The 17391-nt window shown below is 60.6% G+C and carries 18 protein-coding genes; 7 read left to right on the forward strand and 11 right to left on the reverse strand.

The window, feature by feature from the left end:
• Positions 1 to 292 precede the first annotated feature (292 nt).
• Both yejK and MKZ87_RS11250 read left to right on the forward strand, forming a co-directional pair.
• Entirely contained in the window at positions 293 to 1297 is a 1005-nt protein-coding gene (yejK, locus tag MKZ87_RS11245) for a nucleoid-associated protein YejK (RefSeq protein ID WP_085698559.1), read from the forward strand.
• Positions 1297 to 1647 carry a glutaredoxin family protein gene (locus MKZ87_RS11250; RefSeq protein WP_085702526.1) on the forward strand — a complete coding sequence of 117 codons (351 nt, stop codon included), beginning with the start codon at positions 1297 to 1299 and terminating at the stop codon, positions 1645 to 1647. Before yejK ends, MKZ87_RS11250 begins: the two co-directional genes overlap by 1 nt.
• Before the next feature lie 31 nt (positions 1648 to 1678).
• Here MKZ87_RS11250 and MKZ87_RS11255 read toward each other — a convergent pair whose 3' ends face one another.
• The 9 genes from MKZ87_RS11255 to MKZ87_RS11295 form a co-directional block, all read right to left on the reverse strand.
• Positions 1679 to 2614 (reverse strand): glutathione S-transferase family protein, encoded by a 936-nt coding sequence (locus MKZ87_RS11255; protein ID WP_085698558.1) that lies wholly within the window; start codon positions 2612 to 2614, stop codon positions 1679 to 1681.
• Between the two features lie 341 nt (positions 2615 to 2955).
• Positions 2956 to 3258, reverse strand: a complete 303-nt coding sequence (locus MKZ87_RS11260) for a GIY-YIG nuclease family protein (protein WP_085698557.1) — start codon at positions 3256 to 3258, stop codon at positions 2956 to 2958.
• Between the two features lie 39 nt (positions 3259 to 3297).
• A complete protein-coding gene (locus MKZ87_RS11265; RefSeq protein WP_266200894.1) occupies positions 3298 to 3771 on the reverse strand; it encodes a nuclear transport factor 2 family protein in 474 nt (157 codons plus the stop codon).
• 100 nt (positions 3772 to 3871) lie between these two features.
• Complete coding sequence (locus MKZ87_RS11270; protein WP_266200896.1) at positions 3872 to 5176, reverse strand: CynX/NimT family MFS transporter; 1305 nt, start codon at positions 5174 to 5176, stop codon at positions 3872 to 3874.
• The gene (locus MKZ87_RS11275) at positions 5166 to 5825 is read right to left on the reverse strand and encodes a FadR/GntR family transcriptional regulator (protein WP_085698555.1); all 660 of its coding nucleotides are present in this window, start codon (positions 5823 to 5825) and stop codon (positions 5166 to 5168) included. Before MKZ87_RS11275 ends, MKZ87_RS11270 begins: the two co-directional genes overlap by 11 nt.
• A gap of 137 nt (positions 5826 to 5962) precedes the next feature.
• Positions 5963 to 6727, reverse strand: a complete 765-nt coding sequence (locus MKZ87_RS11280) for an amino acid ABC transporter ATP-binding protein (protein WP_085698554.1) — start codon at positions 6725 to 6727, stop codon at positions 5963 to 5965.
• 11 nt (positions 6728 to 6738) lie between these two features.
• Positions 6739 to 7836 carry an amino acid ABC transporter permease gene (locus MKZ87_RS11285; protein ID WP_085698553.1) on the reverse strand — a complete coding sequence of 366 codons (1098 nt, stop codon included), beginning with the start codon at positions 7834 to 7836 and terminating at the stop codon, positions 6739 to 6741.
• Between the two features lie 10 nt (positions 7837 to 7846).
• A complete protein-coding gene (locus MKZ87_RS11290) occupies positions 7847 to 9028 on the reverse strand; it encodes an amino acid ABC transporter permease (RefSeq protein ID WP_266200897.1) in 1182 nt (393 codons plus the stop codon).
• Positions 9029 to 9093: 65 nt separating this feature from the next.
• A complete protein-coding gene (locus MKZ87_RS11295; protein ID WP_085698551.1) occupies positions 9094 to 10125 on the reverse strand; it encodes an amino acid ABC transporter substrate-binding protein in 1032 nt (343 codons plus the stop codon).
• A 467-nt stretch (positions 10126 to 10592) separates the two neighbouring features.
• Between MKZ87_RS11295 and MKZ87_RS11300 the strand changes: the two genes are divergently transcribed.
• The 5 genes from MKZ87_RS11300 (at position 10593) to MKZ87_RS11320 (ending at position 15770) form a co-directional block, all read left to right on the forward strand.
• Positions 10593 to 11249, forward strand: a complete 657-nt coding sequence (locus MKZ87_RS11300) for an alpha/beta hydrolase (protein ID WP_085698550.1) — start codon at positions 10593 to 10595, stop codon at positions 11247 to 11249.
• Positions 11250 to 11345: 96 nt separating this feature from the next.
• Positions 11346 to 12824 (forward strand): ATP-dependent RNA helicase RhlB, encoded by a 1479-nt coding sequence (gene rhlB / locus MKZ87_RS11305; RefSeq protein WP_085698549.1) that lies wholly within the window; start codon positions 11346 to 11348, stop codon positions 12822 to 12824.
• Positions 12825 to 12948: 124 nt separating this feature from the next.
• A complete protein-coding gene (locus MKZ87_RS11310; protein WP_085698548.1) occupies positions 12949 to 13893 on the forward strand; it encodes an ornithine cyclodeaminase family protein in 945 nt (314 codons plus the stop codon).
• A 14-nt stretch (positions 13894 to 13907) separates the two neighbouring features.
• Positions 13908 to 15035, forward strand: coding sequence for an NAD(P)/FAD-dependent oxidoreductase (locus MKZ87_RS11315; protein ID WP_266200898.1), 1128 nt, complete (start codon positions 13908 to 13910; stop codon positions 15033 to 15035).
• 93 nt (positions 15036 to 15128) lie between these two features.
• Entirely contained in the window at positions 15129 to 15770 is a 642-nt protein-coding gene (locus MKZ87_RS11320; RefSeq protein ID WP_007957327.1) for a helix-turn-helix transcriptional regulator, read from the forward strand.
• A gap of 108 nt (positions 15771 to 15878) precedes the next feature.
• On the opposite strand, the gene MKZ87_RS11325 is transcribed toward MKZ87_RS11320, so the two are convergent.
• The gene (locus tag MKZ87_RS11325) at positions 15879 to 16655 is read right to left on the reverse strand and encodes an ABC transporter substrate-binding protein (protein WP_011332566.1); all 777 of its coding nucleotides are present in this window, start codon (positions 16653 to 16655) and stop codon (positions 15879 to 15881) included.
• Positions 16656 to 16935: 280 nt separating this feature from the next.
• A complete protein-coding gene (gene moaE, locus MKZ87_RS11330) occupies positions 16936 to 17388 on the reverse strand; it encodes a molybdopterin synthase catalytic subunit MoaE (protein WP_085608144.1) in 453 nt (150 codons plus the stop codon).
• Positions 17389 to 17391: the final 3 nt, after the last annotated feature.

The raw sequence follows: 17391 nt of genomic DNA on the forward strand, positions 1-17391 counted from the left end.
CGGGGTTATAGATGCCGAAATCAAGGTTTGGTTCGACCTGACAAAAGCTGAATGCATGCTTGTCGCGGTGACTTCGCACAAGACCGGGCAAAACTAGCACAGAGACAAGGAAATATCCGCCTCTAGCTAGCCAAATGGTCAGGTTTATTGCGCTAAATCGGTAAATAAATGCATAAGGGCCGTCGGGTGACCCGGATTTGCCCTTCACCCCGCGCCAAATCCAGTGGTTGCGGTACACTGAGCGCTTTTTCGGGGGAGCCCGCCCTCCCCCCTTCCACCAGCCGAGAAGCCTATGCCGATCCGTCATTGCATCGTCCATTTGATCGACAAAAAACCCGACGGCACACCCGCAGTCCTGCACGCCCGTGACTCCGAACTGGCTGAGTCCGCTGCCATCGAGAACATGCTCGCCGATCTCAATGAGAGCTATAACGCCAAACAGGGCAAAGCCTGGGGGTTGTTCCATCCGGAGTCCGGTGCGTTCCCGTTCAGCGGCTGGCTGAAGGAGTACATGGAAGGCGGCAAAGACTTCACCGCGTTCAGCAAAGTCGCGGTCGAGCACCTGCAAAAGCTGATGGAAGAATCGAACCTGTCGGTCGGTGGCCACGTGCTGTTCGCCCACTACCAGCAAGGCATGACCGATTACCTGGCCATCGCCCTGCTGCACCACAGTGAAGGCGTGGCAGTGACCGAACAACTGGATGTGACACCGTCGCGCCACCTCGACCTCGGCCAACTGCACCTGGCGGCGCGGATCAACGTTTCCGAGTGGCAGAACAACAAGCAGTCCAAGCAGTACATCTCGTTCATCAAGGGCAAGAACGGCAAAAAGGTCTCGGAGTACTTCCGCGACTTCATCGGCTGCCAGGAAGGCGTCGACGGCCCGGGCGAGACCCGCACCCTGCTCAAGGCCTTCAGCGACTTCGTCGAGAGCGAAGACCTGCCGGAAGATTCCGCCCGCGAAAAGACCAAGACCCTGGTCGACTACGCCAGCAGCCAGGCCAAGCTCGGCGAGCCCATGGGCCTGGAAGAACTCTCGGAGCTGATCGACGAAGAGCGCCCAAAGGCCTTCTACGATCACATCCGCAACAAGGATTACGGCCTGTCGCCGGAGATTCCGGCGGATAAACGCACGCTCAACCAGTTCCGCCGCTTCACCGGCCGCGCCGAAGGCCTGTCGATCAGCTTCGAAGCACACCTGCTGGGCTCGAAGATCGAATACGACGAAGAGGCCGGCACCCTGATCATCAAAGGTCTGCCGACCTCGCTCACCGATCAGTTGAAGCGTCGCAACTGATGCTCGGCAATGTGCTGAAAAAAGTTCTGCTGGTTCTACTGGTGGTCGTGGTCTATCAGAACTGGGGCAAGATCGAGCGGGTATTCAACCCATCGCAGATGGCGTCCGAGCAGGTCCGCGCCAACGCCCATGTCGTGTTGTACGCCACGGACTGGTGCGGTTACTGCAAGCAGACCAAGCGCTTTCTCGATCAGAAAGGCATTCCGTTCAAGGAATTCGATATCGAGAAGGATGCCGAGGCACGCAAGGCTTACGAGGCTTTGGGCGGGCGCGGGATTCCGCTGATCGACGTCAATGGCACGTTGATTCGCGGGTTTGATCCGAACGAGATTCTCGCTGCACTGAAATGAACGAGGGAGCCAATCGGCTCCCTCAGTTGTTTCAGCGTTTCTCGATTCGGAAACCGAAACGCGGGAAGTGCACATGCACCACGCCGCCACGTTCGTCTTCACGGCGCAGGATCAACTCCTCGCGACCGGCAAACACCAGCTCACCGGCCACCGGATCAACGCCGTAGTCAGTGGCCGCGATCACGACTTGCTGGCCCGTTTCGAATCCGTTCGGATCGACAAACTGCTCATCGGGCAATGCCGCCGGCTTCGAACTGCGTGCAACCTCCAGCGCCTCTTCGGAACTCATCGCACTGGCCGCACCGTGACCGAAGCCCAGCACCCGCCCGAGCCATGCGGACACTGCCGGATAGTCGTCCACCAGCGGCGCGGTGACGTGGGTCGCCTTGAGGAACCACAGCGGATGGGCCATGGCGAAGTCGGCAATCGACGGCTCGCCGAACAGGAAGTCCCCGTCTTCACGCTGCAGCTGCTGCTCCAGACGCGCCATGATGGTTGGCCATTGATGTTTGGCCTGTTCGGCTGACAGTTTGGTCGCGCTGCCACCGCTGAACAGTCCGGCACGATCGGCGAGGAAGGCCTTGATCGCTTCCGGCGGTAACTTGCCGAAACGCACCGCCACCGATTCGGGCTGAAACACCAGGCTCACCGCATGCTGGAACACCACCGAATCGGCCCAGGCAGCGAAACTGGCGGCAATCATTTCCTGACCATCCGGGAAGAACGAAGGCTGGGCCTTTACCTGCTCGAGGCGACGGGCGATCAGCGCGGTGTCGCAATAGATGTCGGCGCCGATCTGCAGCACCGGGGTCTTGCGGTAGCCACCGGTCAGGGCGGTCAGGTCAGGCTTGGGCATCACTGGCGAGATATGCACCGAACGCCAGGACAAGCCCTTGAACCCCAGCAGCAGCCGGGCCTTTTCAGCAAAGGGAGAGGTCGGGTAATGATGAAGGATCAACTCGGACATGCTCGGCTCCGCCGCACAGAAAGTGAGCCAGCAGCTTAGCGCGCAATTTGTTCGCAGCCTACGGATCCGGCTGATGGGAACCGATCAGTCAGGTTGATAAGGCACTGGAGAGTTCTCGAAAAAAACCGCCTCAGCCGAAACCGAGACGGTTTTCCCACTTGCTCGATGGCATAAAGCCGAATAATCTTCGTCCACGCTAGTGTGTCCATTGTGATGCAGTAAACCCGGCCGCAAACCGGCGTTTACAGAAAAACCGCCCCGCAAAGGCGGTTTTTTTTTCGCCCGCCGTTTGCCTCAGGCAGCGCCTTCGACATGCAGAGACTTCTACCGCTTGCACCCGATCAATCAGGCCGATAAGACGCCACCAGACACTCCTTCGCACTCTTCCTGAGTTTTTTGATCAACCGCTCCTGGCGCAACGCATCACTCTTGTCGCGGCACAGCTCGGTATAGACCAGCGCCATCGCCGGGCTTGAAAGAAAGAAGCGCGCGCCCTTGCCACTCTGGTGCTTGGCAAAGCGGCGCACGGGATCATCGCTGATCCCGCAGTACAGCGAACCGTTGGCGGCGCGTACGAGGTAGACGAACCAGGACTTGCTCACTGGTACGTCGGCATCGAGAGGATTTTCGCTGAGGCTGGTCACGGGACAATTCAGGCGTAAGGAAAACAGGCCGCGATCTTATCAGCGACTCGCCTGAAATGCCTTCAGCCCTTTCAGGGCCTGGGCACGGACGGCGTTGCGCACCAGCGGCGTCCAACCCAGCAGCAGGCCCTTGAAGCCCAACGCCTGACGCGACCAGCGCCACAAATCGAAGTGGTCGTGGTGTTCGCAGATCTTGCCGTCACGGAAGACGAAGCGTGCCTGGATGTCGTTGATCACGATATTGCCGGTCTGGCTGAACAGGTAGGTCGCCACCCAGTGGGCGCCGCCGCTGCGCTCATCGGAGCGGACGTTGTCGAAGGTCAGTGAGAAGTCTTTGGCGCGGGTAGTGAGCATGCGCCACATATCACCGGCATCGCGGCCGCGCAGTTCGCCGAACGCCGGATCGCTGAATACCACGTCGTCGGTGTAGCAGGCGGCCATGGCCTCGGCGTCGAGGCGCTGGAAAGCCTGGTAGAAACGGGTGATCAGGGCGCTGTGGGCTTCTTCACTCATGGGCAATCTCCAGGAAAGGTACAGATTGCCAGCACGATAATCCGCAAACGCCCGAAACACTATCGGCATTCGCACTCCGAATACCGACAGTGTGCGCGCGTCAGACCTTTTCGCTGACTACCTGCACATACAGCGCACGTCCGGCACCGAGGCCGGCGAGGATTGCACCCGCACCGATGATGCCGAAGATCCAGCCCACGGCGTTCCAGCCACCGGTCCAGTCGTGCACCACACCGACCGCGAACGGCCCCATGGACGCGAGGGTGTAGCCGAAGCCCTGGGACATGCTCGACAGGTTGGCCGCGACATGGGAATCCCGCGAACGCAGCACGATCAGGGTCAGCGCCAGGCTGAACGTACCGCCCTGCCCCAGGCCCAGCAGGATCGCCCAGCCCCACAGTCCTTCGATCGGTGCGTAGAGGCAACCGAACAGGCCGCCGAGCGTCAGCGCCATGACCACCACGATCGCCAGACGCTGATCCTTGCCGCGCGTGGCCAGCCACGGTGCCGCCAGGGAGCTGGCGAGCTGGATGATCACCGATCCGGACAGCACCAGGCCGGCCTGGGTCGGGGTCAGCCCGCGACCGATGAGGATCGACGGCAACCAGCCGAACACGATGTAGGCCAGTGAAGATTGCAGGCCCATGTACAAGGTCACTTGCCACGCCAGCGGATCACGCAGCAGACCGCGGACCCGATAGGCAACGTTGTGCGCGCCGTGCTTCTGGCCGATTTGCGGCAGCCAGAACACTGCCGCCACCAGCGCCGGAATCACCCAGAAACCCAGACCCATGGCCCAGCTGTGGTCGAAGTGTTCGCTCAGCGGCACGCTGGAACCTGCTGCCATTGCCGCGCCCAGGCACAGGGCCATGGTGTAGACGCCGGTCATGGTGCCGGCATGTTTGGCGAAGTCGCGCTTGACGATGCCCGGCAGCAACACGCCGATGATGCCGATGCTCGCACCGCCCAGCACGCTGCCGACGAACAGACCGATTTCGCCGAAGTTGCTGCGCAGGATGATGCCGCCGGCCAGTGTCAGAAGAATCCCCAAGACCACCCGCTCGGCACCGAAACGTCGCGCCAGCACGGGTGCCAGCGGAGCAAACAGACCGAGGCAGAGTACCGGCAACGTCGTCAGCAACCCCGCTTGAGCGGCCGACAAACCAAGGCTTTTCGACACATCACTGAGCAGCGGTGCCATGCTCGACAGCGCCGGTCGCAGGTTCAACGCCACCAGAATCAACCCCAGCAGCAACAGCCAGGGGCGCCGCACCAACGGATGACCTTGCTGCACTTGTTCGTCATCGGCTTCGGCGTCGATCAACAATTCTTCGAGCTCGGCCTTGCGAACGGGTGCCGGGGAGACTTCTGGGCGGGACATGGTTTTCTCGGTTTCAAGGTTCATTGATCAACTGCCTCGACAAGGCTTTGGCCCGCTCCGGATCGCGCTGCTCGACGGCCTCAAGCAAGGCGACGTGCAAATCGAAGACTTCCTGTCGACGGGGGACGATATTCAGGGTCTGGCGCAATTGCGCGCCGACGATGCTGGAAAAATAGCGATACAGCTCGCTGAGGGTCGGATTGTGTGCGGCATCCACCAGACGCCGGTGGAACACCAGATCGCAGCGGATGTAACTGTCGAGGTCGCCGTGATAGTGGCTGCCGGCGACACCCAGCGCTTCGCGCAACGCGACGAGGTCTTCATCGGTACGGCGCAAGGCCGCCAGGCCGATGGCCTCGACTTCAAGGATGTGCCGGGTTTCCCGGGCCTGATCCAGCGAGCATCTGGACAGCGCCTTGAGCGTGTCCATCGGATCGACCACCGCCCGCAGGTAACTGCCGTCACCCTGACGGATCTCGATCAACCCGGAAAACGCCAACACCCGCATCGCTTCGCGCACGGTATTGCGGCTGATGCCAAGTTCGGCGCACAACTCGGGCTCGGTGGGAAGCCGCTGACCGACCTGCCAGCTGCCGTCGGTGATCCGCTGACGCAGTTGATCCAGCGCCTGATCGACCAGGGATCGTTTGATCAATAAAGAGTTTTCAGACATGGAATTCGCCCTGTCATCCAATCATGGGATGAATTTGCTGACAGGGTAGTCAGATTTTCCAATCAGGGCAACCGGCAAAATCCGGACAAAAATAAACCCGGAACTGAGTCCGGGTTTATTTCAACGCCTGAATCGGATCAATGCAGGATCTGACTCAGGAACAGCTTCGTACGATCATTCTGCGGATTGTCGAAGAAGTCGTTCGGTGCCGCCTGCTCGACGATTTCGCCCTTGTCCATGAAGATCACACGGTTGGCCACGGTGCGGGCGAAGCCCATTTCGTGGGTTACGCAGAGCATGGTCATGCCGTCTTCGGCCAGGCCGATCATGGTATCGAGTACTTCTTTCACCATCTCCGGGTCGAGTGCCGAGGTCGGTTCGTCGAACAGCATGATTTTCGGTTTCATGCACAGCGCGCGGGCGATCGCCACACGCTGCTGCTGGCCGCCGGACAGTTGCCCCGGATACTTGTGCGCCTGCTCCGGAATGCGTACGCGTTCCAGGTAATGCATGGCGATTTCCTCGGCCTTGCGCTTGGGCATCTTGCGCACCCACATCGGTGCCAGGGTGCAGTTCTGCAGGATGGTCAGGTGCGGGAACAGGTTGAAGTGCTGGAACACCATGCCGACTTCACGGCGGATCGCTTCGATCTGCTTGAGGTCGTTGGTCAGTTCCACGCCATCGACCACGATGCGGCCCTGCTGGTGTTCTTCCAGACGGTTGAGGCAGCGGATGGTGGTGGACTTGCCGGAACCCGACGGGCCGCACAGCACGATACGCTCGCCCTGACGCACGTTCAGGTTGATGTCTTTCAGCACATGGAACTGGCCGTACCACTTGTTCACGCCCTGCATCTGAATGATGCCTTCAGGGCCCGCTGGCTTTTTGATTGCTTCGCTCATCGAAAAAACTCCTAACGCTTGTGGCCAGTGTCGAGCTTGCGTTCCAGGTGCATGGAATAGCGCGACATGCCAAAACAGAAAATCCAGAACACCAGGGCGGCGAACACGTAGCCTTCGGTGGCCATGCCCAGCCATTTCGGATCGGCAGCGGCTTGCTTGACGCTGTTGAGCAGGTCAAAGAGGCCGATGATGATCACAAGGCTGGTGTCCTTGAACAGCGCGATGAAGGTGTTGACGATGCCGGGAATCACAAGCTTCAGGGCTTGCGGCAGAATCACCAGGCCCATGGCGCGCCAGTAACCGAGGCCCATCGCGGCCGCGGCTTCGTACTGGCCTTTGGGGATCGCTTGCAGACCACCGCGCACCACCTCGGCGACGTACGCCGACTGGAACAGGATCACGCCGATCAGCGCCCGCAGCAGCTTGTCGAAGTTCATGCCTTCGGGCAGGAACAGCGGCAGCATCACCGAGGACATGAACAGCACCGTGATCAACGGCACGCCGCGCCAGAACTCGATGAAGGTCACGCAGACCACACGGATCGCCGGCATGTTCGAGCGTCGGCCCAGTGCCAGGACAATCCCCAGCGGCAACGCACCGGCGATGCCGACAGTGGCGATCACCAGGGTCAGCATCAGACCGCCCCACTGGCTGGTCGCCACGGTGTCGAGGCCGAAGACGCCGCCATGCAGCAGGCACCAGGCAACGATCGGGTAGATCACCAGGAAGCTCAGGCCGTACACCGCCTTGTGCGCCACGCGCTTGATGAACAAGGGCGCCACGCCGATGACCGCCAGCCACACGGTCAGGTCCACGCGCCAGCGCAGTTCCGGCGGATAGTAGCCGTACATGAACTGGCCGAAACGCTGCTGGATGAAGACCCAGCAGGCGCCGTCCTTGGTGCAGTCGGCGCGGGTGGTGCCGACCCAGTTGGCATCGAGGATCGCCCAACTGAGGATCGGCGGTACCACCAGGTAGATCAGATAGAACGCAAACAGCGTCAGCAGGGTGTTGAGCCAGCTGGAGAACATGTTCGCGCGGATCCACGCCATCGGGCCGAAGACCTTGGCCGGCGGTGGCATGTCGGGTTTGAAAGTATGAGTACTCATGCGCTATTCCTTACCGCTCGATCAGCGCGATGCGCTTGTTGTACCAGTTCATCAGCAGGGAAATGCTGATACTGATCGCCAGGTACACGCTCATGGTGATGGCAATGACTTCGATCGCCTGACCGGTCTGGTTCAGCACGGTGCCGGCGAACAGCGAAACCATTTCCGGATAACCGATACCGGCCGCCAGCGAGGAGTTTTTCGCCAGGTTCAGGTATTGGCTGGTCAGCGGCGGGATGATGACCCGCAGCGCTTGCGGAATGATCACCTTGCGCAGGGTCGGGCCGTTGCGCAGACCAAGCGAATGCGCCGCCTCGGTCTGGCCGTGGCTGACCGACTTGATGCCCGAACGCACGATCTCGGCGATGAACGCCGCGGTGTACACCGTCAACGCCAGGGTCAAGGCCAGCAGTTCCGGAATCAGCACCCAGCCACCGACGAAGTTGAAGCCTTGCAGCTTCGGCATTTCCCAGTGCACAGGTGCACCGAAGATCAGTGCGCACACCGCCGGGATCACCAGGAACAGCGCCAGGCCAGCCCAGAACTTGTGGAACGGCTCGCCGGTTGCTTCAAAGCGCTTGGTGGCCCAGCGGCTCATCAGCACGATGGCAACGATGGCCACCACGATGCTGACCACGAACGCCCAGAAGCCGTCGGCCATTTGCGCGGCCGGCATGTTCAGGCCACGGCTGCTGACGAAGAAGGTATCGCCGAAGTTGTGGCTGTTGCGCGGCCCCGGCATGGTCAGGAACACCGCGAAGTACCAGAACAGGATCTGCAGCAGTGGCGGGATGTTACGGAAAACCTCCACGTACACGGTTGCCAGTTTGGAAATGATCCAGTTCTTCGACAGGCGCGCGACGCCGATGATGAAGCCGAGAATTGTGGCCAGGATCACACCGATGAAGGTCACCAGCAGCGTGTTGAGCAGGCCGATGACAAACACCCGGGCATAACTGTCCGCTTCGGTGTAGGAGATCAGGTGTTGAGCGATGCCGAACCCGGCACTGCGCTCGAGAAAGTCGAACCCCGAAGTGATACCCCGGTGTTGCAGGTTGGTCTGGGTGTTATCGAACAGATACCAGCCCAGGGAGACCACCGCCACGATGGTGATGATCTGAAATACCCACGCACGCACTCGTGGATCGCTGAGGCTGAGCCTCTGCTTTGGTGCGCCGATTGAATTTTGCATGAAGTGCCCCGGAAATAATGGAACAGAACGTCACCCGGCAGTTGGCCTGCCGGGTGACAGAACCATCAGCGCACTGGTGGTGCGTATTGAATGCCGCCGTTGTTCCACAGCGCGTTCAGGCCGCGGTCGATTTCCAGCGGAGTGCTCTTGCCGAGGTTTTTCTCGAAGATTTCACCGTAGTTGCCGACTTGCTTGACGATCTGTACGACCCAGTCCTTCGGCAGTTTCAGGTCTTTGCCGTATTCGCCGTCTGCGCCGAGCATACGAGCGACATCCGGGTTCTTGGTCGCTTTGGCTTCAGCTTCGACGTTCTTCGAAGTGATGCCTGCTTCTTCGGCGTTCAGCAGCGCGTAGCCAACCCAACGCACGATGGCCAGCCACTCGTCGTCGCCGTTACGCACGACCGGGCCCAGTGGTTCCTTGGAAATGGTTTCCGGCAGAACGACATAATCCTTCGGCGAAGCCAGCTTGCTGCGCTGGGCGAACAGCTGGGACTTGTCGGAGGTCAGCACGTCGCAACGACCGGATTCCAGCGACTTGGCGCTTTCATCGGAGGTGTCGAAAGTGATCGGGGTGTATTTCAGACCGTTGCCGCGGAAGTAGTCGGAAACGTTCAGTTCGGTAGTGGTACCGGCCTGGATGCAAATGGTTGCACCGTCCAGCTCTTTGGCACTCTTGACGCCCAGCTTGTTGTTTACCAGGAAGCCGATGCCGTCGTAGTAGGTAATGAAGCCCGGGAATTTCAAGCCCATGCCCGCGTCACGGGAGCTGGTCATGGTGGTGTTGCGCGACAGGATGTCGATCTCGCCCGACTGCAGAGCGGTGAAACGCTCCTTGGCGTTCAACTGACTGAACTTGACCTTGGTCGCGTCGCCGAACACGGCAGCGGCCACGGCGCGGCAGACGTCAGCATCGATGCCCACGATCTTGCCGGTGGAATCCGGAACCGAGAAGCCTGGCAAGCCATCGCTGACGCCGCACTGCACGAATCCTTTCTTCTTCACTGCATCCAGGGTTGCACCCGCCTGAGCGAACCCGCTGACACCCAGTACTGCAGCAGCAGTCACGATCGCCAGAGTGGATTTCAACATCTTCATTCAAACCTCCAGTTTTGCTCTTGTTGTGTCGGAGCTTGAGTCCAGTCGCACCCTTTTGAGGCGTTGTTGACCCGTGTTGGCTTTTTTTGGGGTCAACCGACGCAGGACCTTCGCTATGAGTCTAGTAGGAGAAAATCCACATCATGGACAACTCACTTCTCACCATTCGGCCGAACGGGCGGTAGCCCTTTCACGTTCGCTAAGCCCGTTGCGGCCATTGGCGAACATCCATCACCGGATTCTTTGCTATCCCGTCACCCGGCGTTCACTGATAGTGTTACCGCCAGGCGCGAGATTGATTGCACGACTACCTCATAGCAAAGCCCGTACCACACCGGCTGCTGAAGCGATTGAGTGACAGGTCAATAGCAAAACTTGCACCCTTGCGACATCTTCTTAACGGATCAACCGGGCGCGCACGCAAATCACGCACTCAATGAGAGCGCCCGCACACAATTGGAGCAGCCATGACCGAGCCCTTGATTCTTCAGCCTGTTAAGCCCGCAGACGCCTGCGTGATCTGGCTGCACGGCCTCGGCGCCGACCGCTACGACTTTCTGCCGGTGGCCGAAGCGCTTCAGGAAAGCCTGCTGAGCACACGTTTCGTGCTGCCTCAGGCGCCGACGCGCCCGGTGACGATAAATGGCGGATATGCCATGCCAAGCTGGTACGACATCAAAGCCATGAGCCCGGCGCGGTCGATCGACCACGATGAGCTGGAAGCGTCCGCCGATCGCATCATCGAATTGATCGAAGAACAGCGAAGCAGCGGAATAGACGCATCGCGGATTTTCCTGGCCGGTTTTTCCCAAGGCGGCGCCGTGGTCTATCACACCGCGTTTCTGAAATGGCAGGGGCCGCTGGGCGGGGTACTGGCATTATCGACATACGCGCCGACGTTCAGCGATGAACTGGAGTTATCCGCCAGCCAGCAACGGATTCCGGCACTGGCGCTGCACGGCCAGTTCGACAACGTGGTGCAGAACTCGATGGGTCGCACGGCTTATGAGTATCTCAAAGCCCATGGTGTCACCGTGACATGGCAGGAATACCCAATGGAGCACGAAGTGTTACCCGAAGAAATTCGCGACATCGGCGTGTGGCTCAGCGAACGCTTGCGCTGACAATTGCGACAGGGGTCGCCCTTTGATCATCCCACTACGCCGCGCCCGTTTCTTGCATTACACTGGCCGGCGTACATTCCTTAACCAATTGATGAGATGACCGTGCTCAAAGCACTCAAGAAAATGTTCGGTAAAAGCGAGGCTGAGCAGCTCGCGCCAGTCCCCACTGCGCCGTCGCACGCCCCCGGTCATCGCAACGATGCCAGCCAGGCCGGCCGCCAGACGCCCGCCACGCCCCCAAAGCACGAACCGAAACCCGCTCCGGCTGCCACGCCCGCCACTGAGCCTGCGCGCAGCGAAGCCCCGAAACCGGCCAGACCACGTCGCGAACCCAAGCCCAAGGCGCCGGTGATCCCCTGGAAACTCGAAGACTTCGTCGTCGAGCCGCAGGAAGGCAAGACCCGCTTCCACGATTTCAAGCTCGCCCCGGAACTGATGCATGCCATCCACGACCTGGGCTTCCCGTATTGCACGCCGATCCAGGCTCAGGTGCTGGGTTATACCCTCGCCGGCAAAGACGCCATCGGCCGCGCCCAGACTGGCACCGGCAAGACCGCCGCGTTCCTGATCTCGATCATCACCCAGCTGTTGCAGACGCCGCCGCCGAAAGAGCGCTACATGGGCGAGCCACGGGCGCTGATCATCGCGCCGACCCGCGAGCTGGTGGTGCAGATCGCCAAGGACGCCGCCGACCTGACCAAGTACACCGGCCTCAACGTCATGACGTTCGTCGGCGGCATGGACTTCGACAAGCAGCTCAAGCACCTCGAAGCGCGCCATTGCGACATCCTCGTCGCAACGCCTGGCCGCCTACTCGACTTCAACCAGCGCGGCGACGTGCACCTGGACATGGTTGAAGTGATGGTGCTGGACGAAGCCGACCGCATGCTCGACATGGGCTTCATCCCGCAAGTGCGTCAGATCATTCGCCAGACTCCGCCGAAAAGCGAACGCCAGACCCTGCTGTTCTCCGCGACCTTCACCGATGACGTGATGAACCTCGCCAAGCAGTGGACCACCGATCCTGCGATCGTCGAAATCGAGGTCACCAACGTGGCCAACGAAAATGTCGAACAGCACATCTATGCGGTGGCCGGTGCCGACAAATACAAACTGCTCTTCAACCTGGTCAACGACAACGGCTGGGAGCGAGTGATCGTGTTCGCCAACCGCAAGGACGAAGTGCGGCGCATCGAGGAACGCCTGGTGCGCGACGGCATCAACGCCGCGCAATTGTCCGGCGACGTGCCGCAGCACAAGCGGATCAAGACGCTTGAAGGCTTCCGCGAAGGCAGGATCCGCGTCCTGGTCGCCACCGACGTGGCCGGTCGCGGTATCCACATCGATGGCATCAGCCACGTGATCAACTTCACCCTGCCGGAAGTCCCGGACGACTATGTGCACCGCATCGGTCGTACCGGTCGTGCTGGCGCCGACGGTGTGTCGATCAGCTTCGCCGGTGAAGACGACTCCTATCAGTTGCCGTCCATCGAAGAAAAACTCGGTCGCAAGATCAGCTGTGAAACGCCGCCGACCCATCTGTTGCGGGCGGTTGAGCGCAAGCGTCCACAGTAAGCGGCACCATAAAGAGAAGCGCAGCCGGCAACGGACTGCGCTTTTTTTTCGCCCGGATATTGTTCAACAGAACTAAAAGTCCATAATAGACAAATTAGTTTAAAAACAGTCTCCGGAGTCTGCCATGACCAGTACGCCCTACGTGATCGACCAAACCCAGGCCCGCGAGCTGTTGGCCCGGATCGATGTGCCGCAGATCCTGCGCAAGCTGTTCCGCGATCTGGCAGCCGGGCATGCGGTGCAACCGGCGCAGCAACTGGTGGAATTTCCCCAGGGCGCCGGGGACTTCATCAACTATCTGGGCGTGCTGGCAGAAGATGGCGTGTACGGAGTCAAGACCTCGCCGTACATCGTTCGCGAACAAGGCCCGCTGGTGACGGCGTGGACGCTGTTGATGTCGATGCAGACCGGTCAACCGTTGCTGCTCTGCGATGCCGGCGAACTGACCACCGCCCGCACGGCGGCAACCACAGCTGTCGCCGTCGACGCCCTGGCCCCGTCGAACGCAAAACGCCTGGCAATCATCGGCAGCGGCAAGGTCGCCCAGGCGCACCTGCATTACGTCAAAACATTGCGCGACTGGCAGAGCATCAGTGTGTACTCACCTACCTTGAGCGAAGACCCGGCAACCATCCGACAACTGCAAGCCCTCGATCCACGGGTGAGCATCGCCGAAAGCCGCGAAGCCGCCATCGCCGAAGCCGATGTGATCATGCTCTGCACCTCGTCCGCAGGACCTGTGATCGACCCGGCGACCTTGAACAAACCAGCACTGATCACCTCGATCAGCACCAACGCACCGCGCGCCCACGAAGTGCCGCCGCAAAGCCTCAACGACATGCAGGTGTTCTGCGACTATCGCCCGACTACCCCGGGCTCGGCCGGCGAGATGCTGATCGCCCGCGAACAACATGGCTGGGACAATAGCGCGATCCTCGGCGACCTGGCGGATCTGCTCAGCGAAAAAGTGCAGCGCCCCGATTACCAGCATCACGTGTTTTTCCGCTCCATCGGTCTGGGTCTGGAAGACATCGCCCTGGCCAATGCCATCTATCAATTGCAGCGCTGACACCGGAGATTTTCATGAGTCATGCAGATTTCATCATCATCGGCGGCGGGATTGCCGGCGCTTCCACCGGTTTCTGGCTGTCGCAGCACGGCAAGGTCGTGGTGCTGGAGCGCGAGTCGCATCCGGCCTATCACTCCACCGGGCGCTCGGCGGCGCTGTTCACCGCCGCTTACGGCACACCGCAGGTCCGGGCGCTGACCCAGGCCAGCCGCGAATTCTTCGACCATCCGCCCAGCGGTTTCTGCGAGCACCCGCTGCTGACCCCGCGCGGGGAAATGACCGTGGATTTCACCGGGGACGCCGCCGAGCTGAACAATCAATACCTGAGCGCCAAAGCCACAGTGCCGGAGATGCAGTTGCTCAGCGCGGATGAAGCCTGCGCGAGGCTGCCGATCCTGCGCCGGGAAAAAGTCCATGGCGCGATCTACGACCCGACCGCCAGCGACATCGACACCGACGCCCTGCATCAGGGTTATCTGCGCGGCATCCGTCGTAACAACGGCCAGGTGCAGACCGATTGCGAAGTGCTCGGGCTGAGCCGCGATGCCGACGGAATCTGGCACGTGCAGACCAATGACCAAACCTTCAGCGCGCCCATCGTGATCAACGCGGCTGGCGCCTGGGCCGACAAGATCGGTGCGCTGGCCGGCGCCCGGCCGCTGGGCCTGCAACCAAAACGTCGCGCCGCGTTCATCTTCGCCGGCCCCGAAGGCGTGGACATTCATCACTGGCCGATGCTGGTCAGCCTCGACGAATCCTTTTACATGAAGCCCGATGCCGGGATGTTCCTCGGCTCACCGGCCAACGCCGACCCGGTCGAGCCGCACGACGTGCAACCGGAAGAACTGGACATTGCCATGGGCATTTACCAGATCGAGGAGGCGACGACCCTGACCATCCGCCGCCCGACCCGCACCTGGGCCGGTCTGCGCAGTTTCGTCGCCGACGGTGATTTGCTCTCCGGGTTTGACCCACAAGTGCCGGGGCTGTTCTGGGTCGCGGCCCAGGGCGGTTACGGTATCCAGACCTCACCGGCCATGGGCATGGCCAGCGCAGCGCTGGTGCGTGGCGAATCGCTGCCCCAACACCTTGAGCAATTCGGCCTGACCGCCGCCATGCTCGCCCCTTCCCGCCTGGCCTGACCGTCCGCCCGGATGACGCGCCCGACGGATTGCGGCACACTCGCAACGCCCCCGGATCACGGGGGCGCTGACGTTGCCTGGAGCTCCACAGTTATGACCGCCCCCGAACACACGCCCGAGCTGCATGACGCCGCGCTGGATAACTACCACGCCATCGCCGACGCCATCGCCACGCTGTTCTTTCCCCATGCCGAAGTGGTGCTGCATGACCTGCGCACGCAGAAGGTCGACTACATCGCCAACAACCTGTCGAAACGGGTGATCGGCGATGAATCGTCGCTGGAGGACATGCTCAGCGACGACGTCAGCGAACGAAACATCGGCCCGTACGAAAAGCTCAACTGGGACGGCCAGAAGATTCGCAGCCTGAGCACCGTGCTGCGCGACAGCGAAGGTCATCCGCTGGCGGTGCTGTGCATCAACCTGAATATTTCACTGTTCGAGAATGCCAAGGCTGCGCTGGATCTGTTCCTCTCGCCGAGCAAGCTGATCCCGCAACCGGACTCGCTGTTTCGCGATGACTGGCAGGAGCGGATCAACACTTTCCTGCACGCCTGGCTGCGCGAACGGCAACTGAGCCTGAACCTGCTGACCCGTGATCACAAACGCGAACTGGTGCTGGCGCTGCACGCCGAGGGGGCGTTCAAGGGCAAGAGCGCCTCGAACTATGTGGCCAATGTCCTGAACATGGGACGGGCGACGGTGTACAAGCATTTGAAGGAATTGAAGGGCTGAAGATTTTGCGGTGAATCTGACGGCCTCATCGCTGGCAAGCCAGCTCCCACAGGTTTTGTGTACACCGAAAATCTCTGTGGGAGCTGGCGTGCCAGCGATGGCGGACTGTCAGTCGCCGTAGATGTCCGACTTGAAGTACTTCTCGGAAATCTTCTGATACTCACCACTGGCGCGAATGCCGTCGATGGCGGTGTTCAACTGGCTGACCAGCTCAGTGTTGCCCTTGCGCACCGCAATCCCCGCGCCCTCGCCCACGTATTTCGGGTCCTTCAACTCGGGCCCGACAAAGGCGTAACCCTTGCCCCGAGGCATCGACAGGAAGTCGGTCAGCGGAATGGTGTCGGCGAAAATCGCGTCGAGACGCCCGGCCGCCAGGTCCATGTAGATTTCTTCGTTGTTGCCGTAACGCTTGACGTTGATGCCCTTGGGCTCGAACACCTCGGTGGCGTAGCGGTCGGTAGTGGTCGCACGCTGCACGCCAACGGTCTTGCCCTTGAGGCTGGCGTACTGGTCATCGACGCTCGCGCCTTCCTTCATCACCAGCCGCGACGAGGTGAAATAGTACTTGTGGGTGAAGTCCACCGACTTCTTGCGATCTTCGTTGATGGTCATGGACGACAGCGCCATATCGATCTTCTTCACTTTCAGGGAAGGAATCAGACCGTCGAACTCGCCCTCGACCCACACGCACTTGACCTGCATCTGCGCGCACAGGGCGTTGCCGATGTCGTAGTCGAAACCGACGATTTCACCCTTGTCGGTTTTCGAGGCGAAGGGCGGATACGCCGCTTCGATACCGATGCGCAGGGTTTTCTCGGCGGCGAACGCGCTGCTGCACGCCAACAGGCTCAGTGCCAGACCGGTGATGAGGGGGAATTTCTTCATGTTCGTTCTCTCGCGGGTTGTTGTTGGTTTGGCAAGACAGAAGAAAAAAGCTGAAACGGGGAAAGACCTTTTTTGTACTTGTAAATCCATACTGGACTTTTACGTACAAATCGTCAATTGGGCGAGACCGATCATTTCTGGCCGATGGTCGGGGAGGTGAACTTGAGGGAATTGGTGATTCGGATGGCCTCTTCGCGAGCAAGCTCGCTCCCACGAGGATTATCTAAAACCTGTGGGAGCGAGCTTGCTCGCGAAGACTGACTCTAAGTCGACAGAGGAATTACTGCTTCCAGCGATCCGCCGCCGCATGATCGCTGTCACGGCCTTCAACCCAGCGCGGGCCGTCGCTGGTGTTCTCTTTCTTCCAGAACGGCGCGCGGGTTTTCAGGTAATCCATGACAAAGGCGCAGGCGTCGAACGCCGCCTGGCGGTGGGCACTGGCGGCGGCGACAAACACGATCGGTTCGCCCGGTTCCAGCGCGCCGATGCGGTGCAGCACTTCCAGCTTCAACAGCGGCCAGCGTTGCTCGGCCTCTACGGCGATCTTGCCGAGGGCCTTTTCGGTCATGCCCGGATAGTGTTCGAGGAACATTCCGGCGACATCGAGGCCATCGTTGAAGTCACGCACGTAGCCGACGAAACTCACCACCGCGCCAACGCCGACATTGGCCGCGTGCATCGCGTTGACTTCGGCGCCCGGATCGAACGGTTCGGACTGCACTCGAATGCGCATGGC

It is taken from the genome of Pseudomonas sp. MCal1 (assembly GCF_026341415.1).
Taxonomy (GTDB): Bacteria; Pseudomonadota; Gammaproteobacteria; order Pseudomonadales; family Pseudomonadaceae; genus Aquipseudomonas.